Source organism: Streptomyces sp. FH025 (assembly GCF_017427025.1).
In the GTDB taxonomy this organism is placed as follows: Bacteria; Actinomycetota; Actinomycetes; order Streptomycetales; family Streptomycetaceae; genus Kitasatospora.
Genome location: NZ_JAFLNG010000130.1, coordinates 1 through 14,107 on the forward strand (window position 1 = coordinate 1; position 14,107 = coordinate 14,107).

5 protein-coding genes and 2 pseudogenes are annotated in these 14,107 nt (G+C 66.9%); 4 read left to right on the forward strand and 3 right to left on the reverse strand.

Going from position 1 to position 14,107, the window contains the following annotated elements; genetic code table 11:
* Window positions 1-198 precede the first annotated feature (198 nt).
* Window positions 199-687: a hypothetical protein gene (locus tag J0670_RS12420; protein ID WP_207811570.1), complete on the reverse strand. Its 489-nt coding sequence runs from the start codon at window positions 685-687 to the stop codon at window positions 199-201.
* A gap of 189 nt (window positions 688-876) precedes the next feature.
* Here J0670_RS12420 and J0670_RS39145 point away from each other — a divergent pair.
* Window positions 877-1,311: pseudogene (locus tag J0670_RS39145) on the forward strand (tyrosine-type recombinase/integrase); the annotation flags it as partial.
* A 194-nt stretch (window positions 1,312-1,505) separates the two neighbouring features.
* On the opposite strand, the gene J0670_RS12425 reads toward J0670_RS39145, so the two are convergent.
* Entirely contained in the window at window positions 1,506-1,781 is a 276-nt protein-coding gene (locus J0670_RS12425; RefSeq protein WP_207811571.1) for a hypothetical protein, read from the reverse strand.
* A complete protein-coding gene (locus tag J0670_RS40235) occupies window positions 1,781-9,013 on the reverse strand; it encodes an RHS repeat-associated core domain-containing protein (protein ID WP_207811572.1) in 7,233 nt (2,410 codons plus the stop codon). The genes J0670_RS12425 and J0670_RS40235 overlap by 1 nt, the downstream gene beginning before the upstream one ends.
* Before the next feature lie 421 nt (window positions 9,014-9,434).
* Between J0670_RS40235 and J0670_RS12435 the strand changes: the two genes are divergently transcribed.
* From J0670_RS12435 to J0670_RS12445, 3 genes and pseudogenes are all read left to right on the forward strand, one after another.
* Window positions 9,435-13,028, forward strand: a complete 3,594-nt coding sequence (locus tag J0670_RS12435) for a ricin-type beta-trefoil lectin domain protein (RefSeq protein ID WP_207811573.1) — start codon at window positions 9,435-9,437, stop codon at window positions 13,026-13,028.
* Between the two features lie 97 nt (window positions 13,029-13,125).
* Window positions 13,126-13,277: pseudogene (locus J0670_RS12440) on the forward strand (IS21 family transposase); the annotation flags it as partial.
* A gap of 213 nt (window positions 13,278-13,490) precedes the next feature.
* Complete coding sequence (locus J0670_RS12445; protein WP_207811574.1) at window positions 13,491-13,820, forward strand: hypothetical protein; 330 nt, start codon at window positions 13,491-13,493, stop codon at window positions 13,818-13,820.
* Window positions 13,821-14,107 lie beyond the last annotated feature (287 nt).

Sequence of the window (14,107 nt, forward strand, 5' to 3'; positions counted from 1 at the left end):
GCAGCCTCCCCACCGGGTACCGCTCCGGTGGGGTTTCTCGGCGACCGACCACGCCGGCACCACGTCGAGCGGTCTTCCGGAGGTTTTGTCGACACAACGGCCTGGGTGCCCCTCCGAAGGGCTTCGGAGGGGCACCTCCCCGTCGGCAGCGTCCGACGGAGTCATTTGGCATGCCAGTTCAGTAGGCGGCGCTCCGACTCACAGGGATTCCGAAAGCCAGAGCGAGAAGTCTTCGCCCACCTCCCGGATGTCCTGGTCATCGCTCATTTCGGCCTGCCCGACCAGTCGGTGAAGTGCCGGTCGGTCATTCAGATACCGGAACAACTCGGCCAGCCTTCGATAGTCGCCAGCGTCCGCCGTCCGCAGACGCGTGTCGACGAGTTGCCGGACGGCTGGCATAACGACGTCCGTCTGCCCACTCGCGATCACCCGCCTCGCGGCAAGTGCCCATCCAGGTGAAACCGCGTTGTCGATCAGCTGATCAAGCAACACGGGAACATCTTCCGGCAACGCCTCGAGGAACGAGAGGGCTGCGCCTCGGTCCCAGCTGGACCCCTGCAAGGCAGCTGCCAGGACGTCACGACGCGACTCGGCGTTCCGGTAGAAGTCGGCCCGCACATCGGCGGCCCGCCGTTCGGCTGCCACGACTGCCGTCCACAGGTCTTGATCAGACTTCCGAGTGTCCATTGGTCTCCTAGGTCAGGGAAGCTTGACGCCGATGTTCTGCCAATTCATGCTCTTGATCAGTCCATCGAAGACCAGCCGACCTGCACGGCGACCAGCCGCCCTCACACAGCTGCCCCACCGCCGTCGAGGCTAGTCCGGGATGCGGCAGCCGTCATCGAATCCCTGCCGGTCGAGCATGACCCACTGCACAGCGGTGACCTCACCACCCTCCCGACGAAAACCCAGAGCTCCGAGCGACGCATCGCTCTGCCGACCCCGTGCCTTCGCTCACTCGTACGCCACCGCGACCAGCAGCGCCAGGAACGCGAGACGGGGGGACGCGGGCTGGCAGAACAGCGACTACGTGTCCACCCGGCCCGATGGTGCCCCGATCGAGGGAGCCACGCTCACCCGGCACTTCACCGCCCTGCTCCGCCGGGCCAAACTCCGCCGCATCCGCTTCCATGATCTTCGGCACTCGGCAGCGACCGTGCCCCTGGAGCAGGGGTCGAACTCGCCGTCATCGAGGAGCTACTCGGTCATGCCCACATCGGCGTCACCGCCACGGTGTACGCCCACGTACGCCTCCGCCTCCAGCGGCAGGCCATCGACACCCTCAGCGCAACCCTGCGCCGCCCCGTAGACGCACGGCGACGATCCGCCGCTTTGTGCAGCACTTGCCCCACTGGCATTGCCGTCAACCGTTGCCGTCAAAGCCAGTAGGGCGCCCTACCGGAAGGTTCCGGTAGGGCGCCCCACTTTTCATTCACGTCCGGCCGTTCTAATTTTCGCGCCAGATTTGCCGATCGGTGTCGACTCTATTCAGTCAGGCATCGACATCAGCCGACTGAGCGACCTAGCCGTTCCGCGAGAGGAATCTGGCCCGGCGGCCTCAGGATGAATTTGGCCTTCCGTTCATCAAAGCAATCCAGATAGCAGCTGACTCGCTCTCCAACCTCATAGGAATCTTCATCATCTATGTAGAGGGCGTCGATCAAGCCAACCCGGGACAGTCCCAGGTCAACGATGATGCCCCAGCGAAATACCGCCTCGACCTCTCCATCGACCATCTCGCCGATGAGGCTCTGCTCATGTGCGCTGAGCTGCTCGTTCATTATCCCCCGACCATGCTTCGCGGGTACTGATTAAGGATGCCAAACGCCGTGTTCGGGATCGCGACCTCCACATTGGGCACGCCGTTGTGCGAGCCTACATACTGGCGGAAATGCTGCTCGAAATCGGCCTTGGGGATCCTGATCTGCACAACACCACCGTCATAGCCTCCTCGGCTCGCATAGTCAAGCGCAATCGTCTTGCCGTCATCTTCGAGTCCAAAGTATGCACGACCGTCCGGGTAGCCGTTGCCGGATCCCGGAAAGTCCCTCTCCGAGAAGCCGTCGCTAAGCAGCCTATCCGTCATTCCCTTACTCGGCGCCTTGTAGATAGTGATATCGCAGTTTGGTCCACCACTGTTATGGGCGAGAATTGGCGTGGTGCCAGCGATTACATAGTACGTGTGCTGGACATCGACGGTGAGATTGAAGCGATCATCAACACCCGGTTCCGAGACGATACTCGATACGACCGCCACTGCCCCGTCGGGTGTCGAAAGGTGATGGCTGGGCGCGAGATTGCCTGCAGGCACCCAAGCGTGAACCGTATCATCCCAGAAAGGATGATTTGCCGTGGTATGTAGAACAGCCTGCTTTCCTTGAGCATCCGAGACCGTAACGTCGAGCAGGTCCTTGTCATGGTTGTTCCAGAGTGCGCGGACCGTGTTGCCGCCTGCGGGGGCTCCAGTTGCCGGGTCACCGGTTTGAACTTCGTCGCCCGGCATGACATTAGCGATATCCTTGGTGGTTCCGTCGCTTAGCAGAACCTGGGTATCCGGAGAGAAGCTGCAACCGCCGAATACTTCCCCGAGTTTCCCACCGGCATATCCCGCGGCGGCGCCGACAACTGCGCTGAGGATCATCTTCTGGGTATCTTTGCAATCTTCGGCGCATTGCGCGGCCAAACCCGATGCCGCGCCCACCATCGCCAGACAGCCCGCGCCCCCCGTCTCGGGGCACAGTGCCGCCCCCACCAAGCCGACGACCATGCCCGCGAGCTGGCCCTTGGCGGCGTCCCACAGTTCCTCGAGGGTGAGATCGCCGAGCACCATGTGCCTGGCCCGCTCCTCGATCGCCTGGTACGCGGGTGTTCCCGGGACGTTCCAGGTCTTCGGGCTCTCCCGCATGATCATCTGAACCGCTTCCTTGAAGTTGTCCAGACGCTTCTTCGGAACCTTGCTCAGTACGTCGGCTGAGACCGAGCCCTTGGGAGCCGGGGTCGGGGGCTTGGTCACCTCTCCGTGGCGGATGTATCCGCTACCGGGGTCACTGGGGTCGATCGGTCCCTCGGTGACAACCCGCAGCGGGTTGTTCGGCCCGGTGCCGGTCCCGCCGATCGGGGTGCCGATGCCGCACTGGTCAGCACGGCACAGGCCGCTCGGGTCACTGCTGTTGACCGGATCGTTGCCGGAGTAGGCGTAGGCGTTCCACTGTTGGGGGGAGTTGGGGTCGATGATCGGGTCGGGGTTGAGGAACCGGCCGGCGTCGGGCTGGTACTCCCGGGCGCCGAGGTTGGTGAGGCCGGTGGCGTCGTCCTTGGTGCCGCCGACGAAGCCGTGATCGCCGGCCCAGGTGGTGGGCTGGGTTCCGCGGGGGTTGCCGAAGGGGTCGGTCAGGCGCCGGGTCTCGGTGAGCGTGGTGCCGTCGATGGCGAGGGTGCCGGTGCTGTGGTGGTCGGCGATCTGGTAGGTCGACTTCCCGCCCTGGCGGACCAAGGTGATGCCACCGGGGATCGGGTAGTAGCGGACACCCGTGACCGCGTTGGCGGAGCCGACGGTCGTGTCGTAGACCAGTTCGTCGTTGCCGAGCGTGATGGTGGTCCTGCCCGGGTCCCGGCGGATGAGCTGGTTGCCCGAGGCGTCGTAGAGATAGGTGGTCGGTCCCGCGCTCCCGGCCTTCTGGTAGGAGGTGAGCTTGTCCTCACCGTCCCAGGTGAGGGTCGAGGTGCCGGAGACGTCAGTGATGGACGTGGTGTTGCCAGCCGCGTCGTACTGAGGGCTGGCCGAGCTGATCCCGCTCGGAGAGGTGGTGGTGGAGGACACCAGGGCGTGCGGGCCCCCGGCGCCGCCGCCGGCATTGACCGTACCGGGGGCCGGGAAGGTCTGGTTGACCGTAGTGTCCTTGGTGCTGTCACCGGACAGGTCGTGCTGGACGAGCTGGGTGCGGTTGCCGGTGAGGTCGTAGCCGTAGCTTTGCCAGTACGCTGCGGGGCCGCCGACCGTGGTCTTCAGGGGCGCCTGGGCGCCGCTGGTGGGTGTGGCGTTGGCACAGGCGCCGATGCCTCCAACGGTGGGTTGGGCGGCTTGGGTGAGCGTGCCGGTGTCCGTCCATGCGTTGGTCAGTCGGCCGAGGTAGTCGTAGCCGAAGCACTGCAGGTCGGTGGACGACGGCGTGTTGTCGGGAATGTTCCGGATCGCCGTGATCTGCCCGGCGGTGTTGTAGGAGTAGGTGAGCTGCTGGACGGCTCCGGTGGCGGCGGTCTGCTTGTCCACAAACTGCGACAGCTGGCGGCCGGTGGATTCGTCGTAGGTGTTGGTGACGACGATCTGGGTGCCCCACGGGTTCACCGTGGATCGGATGTTGCGCCCGTAGGCGTCCCAGTCCGAGGAGAGGTCGTAGGTGGCTCCGCCGTAGGCGCCGTAGGTGCTCAGCGGGCCGTTGTTGTCGTAGTGGTAGGTGACTGCTTCCTCGGCGATGTCGCCGACGGCCGAGCGGTCGTCGTCGGTCAGCGCGCCGGTGACGGGGTCGTAGATGGCCTGGTAGGTGTAGGTGAACGGGGTGGTGCCCTGGCCGATCTCGGTGCCGGGGATCGTGGTGGTGGTCTTGGTCGGGTGGTAGGCGGTGTCGTACGCCAGTACGGAGCTGGTGTAGGTGATGCCGGAGGCGCCGTTGACGTAGCGGGTCGAGGTGGCGGGCTTTCCCTTGAGGACGGTGTCGTAGGTGAAGCCGGTCAGCTGGTGGTCCGGGCTGACCGTCCCGGAGTAGCTGCCCGTCGTGCGGCCGAGCAGGTCGTAGGTGTAGGAGGTGGTCTGGTTGCGCGCGTCCGTGACCGAGGCCAGCCGATTGTCGGCGTCGTACGTCTTGGTCGTGGTGCCGGCATCCGGGTCGGACAGCGTGATCTCTCGGCCGCGCTGGTCGTAGCCGTGGGTCCAGGTGTTGCCTGCGGCGTCCTTCTGCGTGGCCAGGTGGCCGTCGGCCGTGTAACTGTAGGAGGTCACGTCCGCGTCTGCCGGGCTTCCGGTGGCAGTGGCGGTCTTGTACTGCCAGAGCTGGGTCTTGTGGCCGCGCGCGTCGGTGACGGTCGAGGTCGGTGTGGCGCCGGCGGGCGGTGTGACGTCGGTCCTGTCGGCGCCGGGATACGCGGTGGTGGTCGTGGACTGGACCACGCCGTAGGCGACGAACTGCTGGGTCACCGGGCGTCCGAGACCGTCGTAGACGTTGTACGTCTGCGCCGGGACTTCCTGTGTCCGGGTCACGTACGGCGTGGTGCTGGGCGCGGCCGTGTCGTTGTACCGGGCGTTGTTCGCGCGGGTGACACGTCCTTGTGAGTCGTACACCGTGTCAGTGATCAGCCGACCCTTGTAGGCGGAGAGCGCCGGTGTCGCCTGGGACTGGACGGTCCGTCCCTCGCCGTCCAGGATGTCGATCTTGACGGCGTAGGAGCCGTTCGCGAGCAGGTCGGAGGAGGTCACCGTCGGAGGCACCACACTGCCGTTGACCACACCGGGGAGAGCGTAGGCGAAGGTCTTGTTGGCGCTGGCCTTGGAGTCCCGCCCTGGTAGCCACACACTGGTCAGTCGGCCGAGTGCGTCGTAGGCCTCGGTGGTGGTGCGGCCGTTGGGGTCGGTCGCCGTCAGCGGCAGTGCACGTGCGCTGTCGTACGTGGTGGTGGTGACCCGGCCGGTGGCCGCGTCGCTCGCACCGGCAGGGGCAGGGCTGGTAACGGTGATGGTGTTGGGCAGTTCACCCGCGTTGGCCGCGGTGTAGGCGGTGGTGACGGTCGCGCCGCCCGGGTGTGCGCTGTCGGTGGCATTGGGATCGGTCGCACTCGTGATGCGCCCGTAGCTGTCGTACGTCGCGCTTGCAGTGCTGAACTGCGGGGTTCCGGCGGAGTCGAAGTGGTCGAGGGTCAGCGTCCCGGTCGCGTCATGTGCCGTTCCGAGTTGTCCGAAGGGCTGGCCGTCGTACAGGGTCCGCTTCCAGGAGATCGTGTTGGCGGCCGTGGGTGTCGCGGTGCAGGCATTCGGGCCGGAGACTGCTATCGACTCGGAAGTCACCTCCAGGATTTGCAGGTCTGATCCGGCGGCGTAGCCGGTGCGGGTGCAGATGTCCGGCAGGCCGTCGGCGCTTTCCAGCGAGGTGGTGATGCGGTTGGCGTGCGATGGGTCGGTCGTTGTTGTGTTGCTGGTGGACTGCCAGGTCCCGTCGGCTCTGGAGGCCTTGGTCGTGCGCACGATGGTGGTGGTTGCGTACTGGGCGAGGAGTGGGGGAAGGTTCTTGCCCTGGCTGTGGGTGGCGGTGGTGACCGGGCCTCCGCTGAAGGAGTCCACCGTGTAACTGACGATGCTTCCGCCGGGGTCGGCACTGCTGTAGGTGTCGTTCTCCCGGCTCTGGCCGGAGAGCCAGTCGGCGTCGGTGGCCCCTGCGCCCATCGGGCCGGCGATCTGGACGCTGCGGGTGGTACCGTTCGCCAGCAGGTCGCCGTCCATGCCCTGGTAGAAGGTGGTCGACTTCTTCGACTGCGGCCCGTCGTTGCCGCTGCCGGATACCTCGGTGACGGACGCGTAGCCGCGGAACTGGTCCCAAGTCCGGTTCTTGTCGTCGGTCAGCGCGGAGTTGTTGTGGTGCCATGCGGCCTTGCCGTAGCTGTAGTTGGTCACCATCGGAACCGAACCCGGTGTGCCCGGATTCAGCGTGATACTGGCGACCGGGTACTTCAGGAACCAGTCGTCCACCGGTGCCGCGCCAGCGGCGGAACCGGGCGGGCTCCACTTAACGTTGTAGCAGGAGAGCGTGTCGCTGTCGGCGGAGGCCGGCATGACGTTGTTCACACGCGAGCAGGCGGCGGAGGCATAGTTGACGCCGATGGTGCCGCCCGTCTCGGTGGTGATCAGCTGGATGCGCGGCCGGTTGTAGGCCGGCGGTGCGGGGACCAGTTTGGTGCCGTCCACGCGGTTGGGCAGCAGCTGTGCGGTGAAGGACACCGCCGGCAGCTTGATCGAGCCGCCGGAGGCCTGGGGATCCTGGCCGGTGCGCTGGACGGAGGCGAGCCAGGGGACCTGGGTGTTCTCGGTGGCGTTCTGCACGTTGATGAACGTGTGGTTCAGCGTGTACGAGTCCACGGTCTGGTAGCTGCCGTTGACCCGGACCTGGGTGGCAATGGATGCCAGCCACTTGGTGGTCCAGAACGTCGGGCCGTAGACGGTGCACGTGCTGGTGGCGTCGCACTGCTGGTCCAGTGGGACGTCGGGCCAGTTCGCCGCGTTGGCCGCGGTGCGCTGGGACGGGTCACAGGCTGCGGTGGAGGTGAGGCACCGCTCGGAGGTGTTGAAGACGATCTTCGCGGCGGGGTTGTAGGCGCCGTTGTTGCTCAGCTGGTCCGACAGGCGCTGGCCGTAGCCGATCGAGGACGGCACGCCCGCGCGGGTGTAGGCGGTCCTGGCTCCGTTCCCGTTGTTCTGGCCGCCGCCGCGGGCGTAGTAGTTCGTCTCGGGCGTGTAGGTGTAGGTGGTCAGGTTGCCGTGCGGGTCCACGACGTAGTCGAGGTTCCAGCGCCAGGCGCTCTGGCACCATGAGCCTTTGCCCTTGGCCGGGTCGTAGCACGGGTCGCCGTTGTTGGGCGAGTAGACCGGGACGGTCCATGCCGAGCCGCTGTCCGCGCCGAGCGTGGTGGGGTTGCCGTTCGCGTCGGGCAGGTGGTTCAGGCCGAAGTAGTAGACGATGCCACTGGTGTCGGTGACCTTGATGTACGAGCCGTTCCAGGTGCCGTTGGTCGCACCGGTCAGGAACTGTACCTTGGTGCCGTCATCGCCCTTGATCCGCCAGGTGCAGTTGGACTGTTCCATCGCAGCGGGGGCGCCGGACTGGCAGGAGGTGTCCTCCTGCACCAGCGGTCCGGAGTGGTTTCCCAGGGACAAGACCAGGTTCGCGCCCGTCCAGCATTGATCCCCGGAGCCTGCGATGCCGTCCAGCGAACAGGGTTTGAACGATCGCTCCACGAAACCGGGGCTGTAGTCCCAGCCGTCACCGATCCAGGACGCCTGGGAGTTCGTCGAGGAGGTCTTGCCGTCCACCGAGGCCGAGTCGTACGAGAGCGCCAGCTTCGGGGCCGTCCCGCCGAGCGGTGCCGGCACCTGGATCGGGTAGTCGTAGGTGAACGCCCCCGAGGAACCGCCGGCCGTCCACGCCTGTGACGGGTCCAGGCTGGTCGCCGAGTACGTTCCCGCGCCGCTGGACGACCCGGAGACGACCCCGACAGTGGTTGAGGTGGTGGTGTCGTCCGCGAACACGGCGCGGGTCGCCCCGGGAGCGGCAGCATCGGCGGCGGTCTTGGTGTCCGGGGTGGTTGCGGCCGCCTTGGTGGTGCCCGTCCCGGTCAACGGAACGTCGGCGATGAGCTTCTTCGTCGACGGGTCGTAGTGCGATTCGAGCGGCGTCTGCTTCTGGCAGTCAGGGGCCTGCGGCGTCGTTGTCACACAGCCCGGCAGGACCACCAGGTGGGCGCGGGCGGCCCAGTTCGCGCCGAACGCGGCGTCCAGGCTCGACGCGTCGACGCCCAGGCGCACGGGGGCGGCATCCCCCGAGCCAGAGCGGGTGAGGGTCACCGCCACGCCGGGGATTCCGGCGGAAGCCGATGTCTTGGTGTCGGCGACCTCGACCTGGATCGTCTGGCCGGCCGCTGATGAGCCGGCCAGTGGCGCGAGGGTGACCGGGAGGTCGGCAGCCTTGGCTTCATCGCCGGCCTGTGGCTTCTCGCCTTCACCGAGGGTGTGGGCCTGCGGCGCGGACCCGAGGTTCACTGCGGCGTGGCCGCTCGGAACCGGCTGCGGGTTCGTCGGCGGTGTCCAGGTCGGCGGCACCGGGTGTTCCGGCTTCGGAACCGGCACCGGTGCGGCGTCCTGACCCGTGACCGAAGGAGTCTTCGGCAGGGCAGTGTTCGGCGGCGACCACTTGCGCGAGTAGTCCGGCCCGTCCGCCGCCGCCATCGGCACGGGTGCCAGCAGCGACCCGAGCACGGCAGCCGTCGTGACAGCCGCCAACCGGGCTCGTAATCTCCCTCGCCTGCCCTTTATGCTCTCGAAGCCTGGTTTTTTCTTGAATGACACGCTTTTGCATCTCCCAAACAGATTGGGCCCCCGAATACGGGAGCCGAGCCCTGTATCCGAACCGCCGGATGCTAGCGGATGCCGATGACGGATAGTCAAGACCTCGTGACAGGTGAGGCTTCTCACTGTGGTCCACGAATCGACCAATTCCCTGCAAGCCGGACTTTCGTCATTGAATTGCACTGGCTGATGTCCGACCCGCCCCATACGGTGCCCCTGACCTGTGCCCGTGCAGGTCTTCCCGTTTTATTTGGGGGAGATTCCCGTTTTGAACAGAAAGCGCCGCCATAACAGTGCACCGCTGAGGGCATTGACCGCGACAGCGGTTCTGATGCTCACTGCCGGCCTCTCGGGGCAGGCTGCCCGCGCCTCGGAAGCGCCGGCGGTGCCGTCTCAGGCCACCATCGACGCCGCCACCGCGGAGCGCATGAAGGAGCGCCCACCGGCCAACGCGGCCGAGAAGGCCATAGCCGAGGCCAAGGCCACGCAGAAGAACGTCCCGATCGACTCGCTCACTACGGAGTTCAGCGAGACCGTCGCCACTCCCGAGGGACACCTGGCCCTGACCACGCATCTGGACCAGCAGCGCGTCAACCGCAACGGCGCCTGGCAGGGACTGGACGCCACCCTCGCGGCCAATCCCGACGGCACCCTTTCACCCAGGTCAGCGGTCAGCGGCCTCGCACTGTCCAATGGAGGTGGCGGACCACTGGCCACCCTGACGAGCACGGACGGCAAGAAGCTCGCCCTGACCGCCCCCTTCAAGCTCCCCGCACCCACGGTCAGCGGCGACAGCGTGGTCTACCCGTCCGTCGCGCCCGACATCGACCTCAAGGTGACCGCCACCAAACTCGGCGGACTGACCACCGTCCTGGTCGTCAAGACCCAGGCCGCCGCGGCCAACCCCGCCCTGAAGAACCTGCACTTCGACACCACCGTCGACGGCGTCACCGTCCAGAGCGACGCGCAAGGCAACATCACCGCTGCCGGCGCTGACGGCAAACCCCGCTGGGTCGCCCGCACTCCGCAGATGTGGGACAGCAGCACCCCGAGCGCGGCGAGCACCACCGCGCCTGCGGCCAAGAGCGCCCAGGTGCTCGCCCCGGCCACTGACGCTCCGGCGGATACGAGCCAGGGCCCTGCTGCCAGTTCCGACGCCGGCCCCGGGGCAGCCTCCAAGGTCTCCACCATGCCGGTCACAGCGAGTGCCTCCGGCATCGACCTGACGCCCGACCAGGACCTCCTGGCGCACGGCACCGCCCCGTACTACATCGACCCCGACTTCCTGCCGTGGTCCCTGACGGCCAACTCCTGGACCTGGGTCCAGTCGGCCCACAACGGCTCCAACAACTGGAACTACCAGGGCAGCAAGGACACTGACCACCCGGGCGCCGGCGTCTGCGGCTACTACCCCAACGGCGGCAGCTGCTCACCCTCCGACATCGAGCGCAGCTTCTACCAGTTCGACATCGGCGCGCTCTACGGGGCGGTCATCCACTCCGCCACGATGACCATGCAGGAGTACGTCTCCGCCGACTGGTCCTGCACCAACACCTACCCGCTCAACCTCTACGTCACCGGGCCGATCGCCAGCGGCACGACATGGTCCAACCAGCCCGGACGGGTCGGCAGTTCGCTCGGCACGACCTGGGTCGGCGGCTCCGGTCACACCGGCTGCCACGACAACGTGCCGTTCCAGTTCAACATCACCGGCGCGATGCAGCAGTACGCCAACAACGGCCAGCTGACCTTCGGCCTCTACGGCGACGAGAGCAACCAGAACGCCTTCAAACGCTTCACCTACCAGCCCACGATCTCCGTCACGTACGACCGGGTGCCCGACATCCCGAAGAACCCGGCGGTGTGGCCCGCCCCCAAGACGGTCAGCCCGCCGGCGACCAACCAGGCATGCGGTGACGGCAACGCCAACAACTGGGCCTGGCTCGGCGCCGGCTCCAACCAGGACAACGCCGTCTGGCTCAACGCCACCGTCACCAGCCCCACCCAGGCCCAGCTCTACTCGTGGGACCACATCTGGGACTACAACCTCCCCGGAACCCCTGATGTCGCGAGCGGCCTCACCCCGCTGGTCAACAACGGCGGCGTCACGAACTTCCAGGTCCCCGGAAGCGTCATCCAGGACGGCCACGCCTACGGCTACAGCATCATGGCCACCGACCAGCTGGACGGCGTCCCGTGGTCCGCCTCCACCCCTGCCTGCTACTTCAAGGTCGACCTCACCCCGCCGACCGTCACCTTCCCCACCACGGTCAGCGACACCAGCAAGCAGTTCCCGCCCTCCGGCAACGGCCAGACGCCCCAGATCTACGCCGGCCAGAGCGGCGGCGTCCCCTTCACCGCGACGGACCCCGCCCCCAGCGGCGGCTGGGCATCCGGAGTCGCCTGCCTGCGCTGGAGCTTCGACCCCCAGCTCGTCGACGCCACCTGGCAGTGCGGCAGTTCGATGCCTTCCGGCCAGATCCCGGTGACCGCCGGACGCTGGGGCACCAACGTCCTCTACATCCAGGCAGAGGACAACGCCGGCAACCTCTCCCCCGTCGCGCAGTACGCCTTCTACGTCCCGTGGAACCCGAACAGCCCCACGCCGACCTTCGGCGACGTCACCGGCGACGCCCTGCCCGACATCGTCACCGCCGACCCGAACGGCGACCTACGCGCCTACAGCATCCCCGCCACGGCGCCCAAGGCCCCGCTCGCCGCACCCAAGGCCAAGTCCCCCTACAGCGACTCCTGGGCCAACTACCACGTCACCCATCGCGGCAGTCTGCGCGGAGGTATGAACGTCGACGACCTCATCGTCTACAAGGACGGCGACAAGAAGCTCTACTTCTACAAGAACCCCGGCAACACCGGCGTCACCGGCGTCTTCGACGCCTGGTTCACCCTGGCCAAGCCCGCCTGCGACCCGAAACTGACCGACTGCACCGGCTACAACACCACCGACTGGTCCACCACGCTGCAGATCGCCGCCAGCGGCGACCCCAGCACCACGAACCTGGATACCGGTAAGAAGTTCCTCAACCGCACCGGCCTGTTCACCGTCGAGACCAGCCCGGACGGCACCGGCGCCCTCTGGTTCTACCCCACCATCGGCGACGCCACCTTCGGCTCACCCACCAAACTCGCCGCCACCGGATGGAAGGGCTGGGACCTCATCTCCCCCGGCGACTGGGCAAACCAGGGACACCCCGGCCTGTGGGCCCGCAACCAGACCACCGGGGAACTGCGCGGCTACACCTTCACCACCGGCACCATCACCATCACCAACCCCTTCGGCGGAAACGCCAACTACCCCACCATCACCAGCATCGCCACCGACACCCAACTCGCCGGCATCGCCGCCGCCAGCTGGCCCGTCATCGGATCCGACGGCGACCTCACCGGAAGCGGCTCCCCCACGCTCTGGGGCATGACGCCCAACGGCGTCATCCAGATCTGGACCGGCCACTCCACCACCACCGCCCCCTACTACACCTGGACCAGCGGCCCAGACGGAGTCCTCAGCACCTACGCCGAGAACAGCCCCATCGCCTTCACCGCCCAGACCAGCAAGTGCATCGACGCCAACGGCGGCAGCTCCGCCCCCGGCACGGCCGTCCAGCTCTGGGACTGCAACCCCGGCAACGCCCAGTGGACCTTCAAGCCCGATGGAACCCTCCGCTACCGCGACGGATGCCTCGACGCCGCCGCAGGCGGAACCACCAACGGCACCGTGCTGGGACTCTGGACCTGCGGCAACGCGGCGTACAACCAGATCTTCGTCCCCAGGCCCGACGGCACCATCTACAACCCCGCCTCCGGCCGTTGCATCGACGTCCCCGGCGCCAACGCGATCAACGGAGCAAGACTGCAACTCTGGGACTGCAGCCCAGCCCAGAGGTGGAACCTTCTCGCGCGAACTTAAGATCAGAGCGTTAGCTAACTAAAGGGTGCCCCTGGCCGGTCTCCGGGCAGGGGCACCCACTCGCTTCTCAACCGACAACAGGTTGGCCTGAACCATGACGATCCGCACCTGCATACCCGCCGACCCGGAGAGCAGGGCGGCAGCGAGGCCATCGTTCGCATTGCCAAGGCCGACCTGATCCCCAAGGGCGTCAACCTCCTTGAGGAATGCCGAAGTTTCGCAGCTCTGGAGGCGGCCTGCCGCGACTTTGCGAGGAGGTCAACGGCCTCGCCGGGCCGCTGGTCACAGCGCAGCACCGCCAGCACGATGCCGACGATCTTCCCGGCGGGCAGGGCCCGCCACCTGGAACCGGTCTTCTTCAGATGACCGCGTATCAGGTCAGCGAGATAGTTCAGGGTGGTACTCGACAGCGGCAGGCGGGCGGTGCAGACAAGACCGTCGGGCCCTGGGCGTGAGGGTTGTTTGGGTCTGTCCATCAGCGCCTCCGCGCGCGGTCTCGGCCTGGCCGCCCCCGCCGTCCGCTGGTCCGGCGCCGCCCTCTACGACGGCGGCACCCTCGCCTACCTGACCACCCGCCCGGTGAGCGACGACGCCGACGAACTGGGCATCGTCACCAGCGGCCCTGACAGCCACAAGCTCTCCGCGCAGACGGCCGACCTCCTCCACAGCTGGGGTCAGGAGCGGCCCGCTCAGCCGATCATCACCGCCTACCCTTCCGCCACCCCCGACAACCGGCTCGAAGCGGGCGCGCGCATCACCCGGCCCGACACTCGACTCACCATCAGCTGGTGAACCAACGAGATCGATTCGACGGGACCGGCGTCACTCACCACAGCGGATCACCCACCTGTGTCAACAGCGCCCTCCGCCGAGCGAGGCCGCTACGAAGTATCGGGAGCTGGTCCTCGTTGAAGAAGCCCTACTGGCAGCCGTATTGGTGGCGACTGCTGTTTCGAGCGGACGGTACGCCGGAATGGAAGGTGATGGGCCCCGAGCCTGTCAGCCAGGTTCCGAACGACGCGTTGAGGAAGGCGTCCCTCGAAGTGTGGGCCCACGCCGTGCTGGAGGCAGCGCCCCAC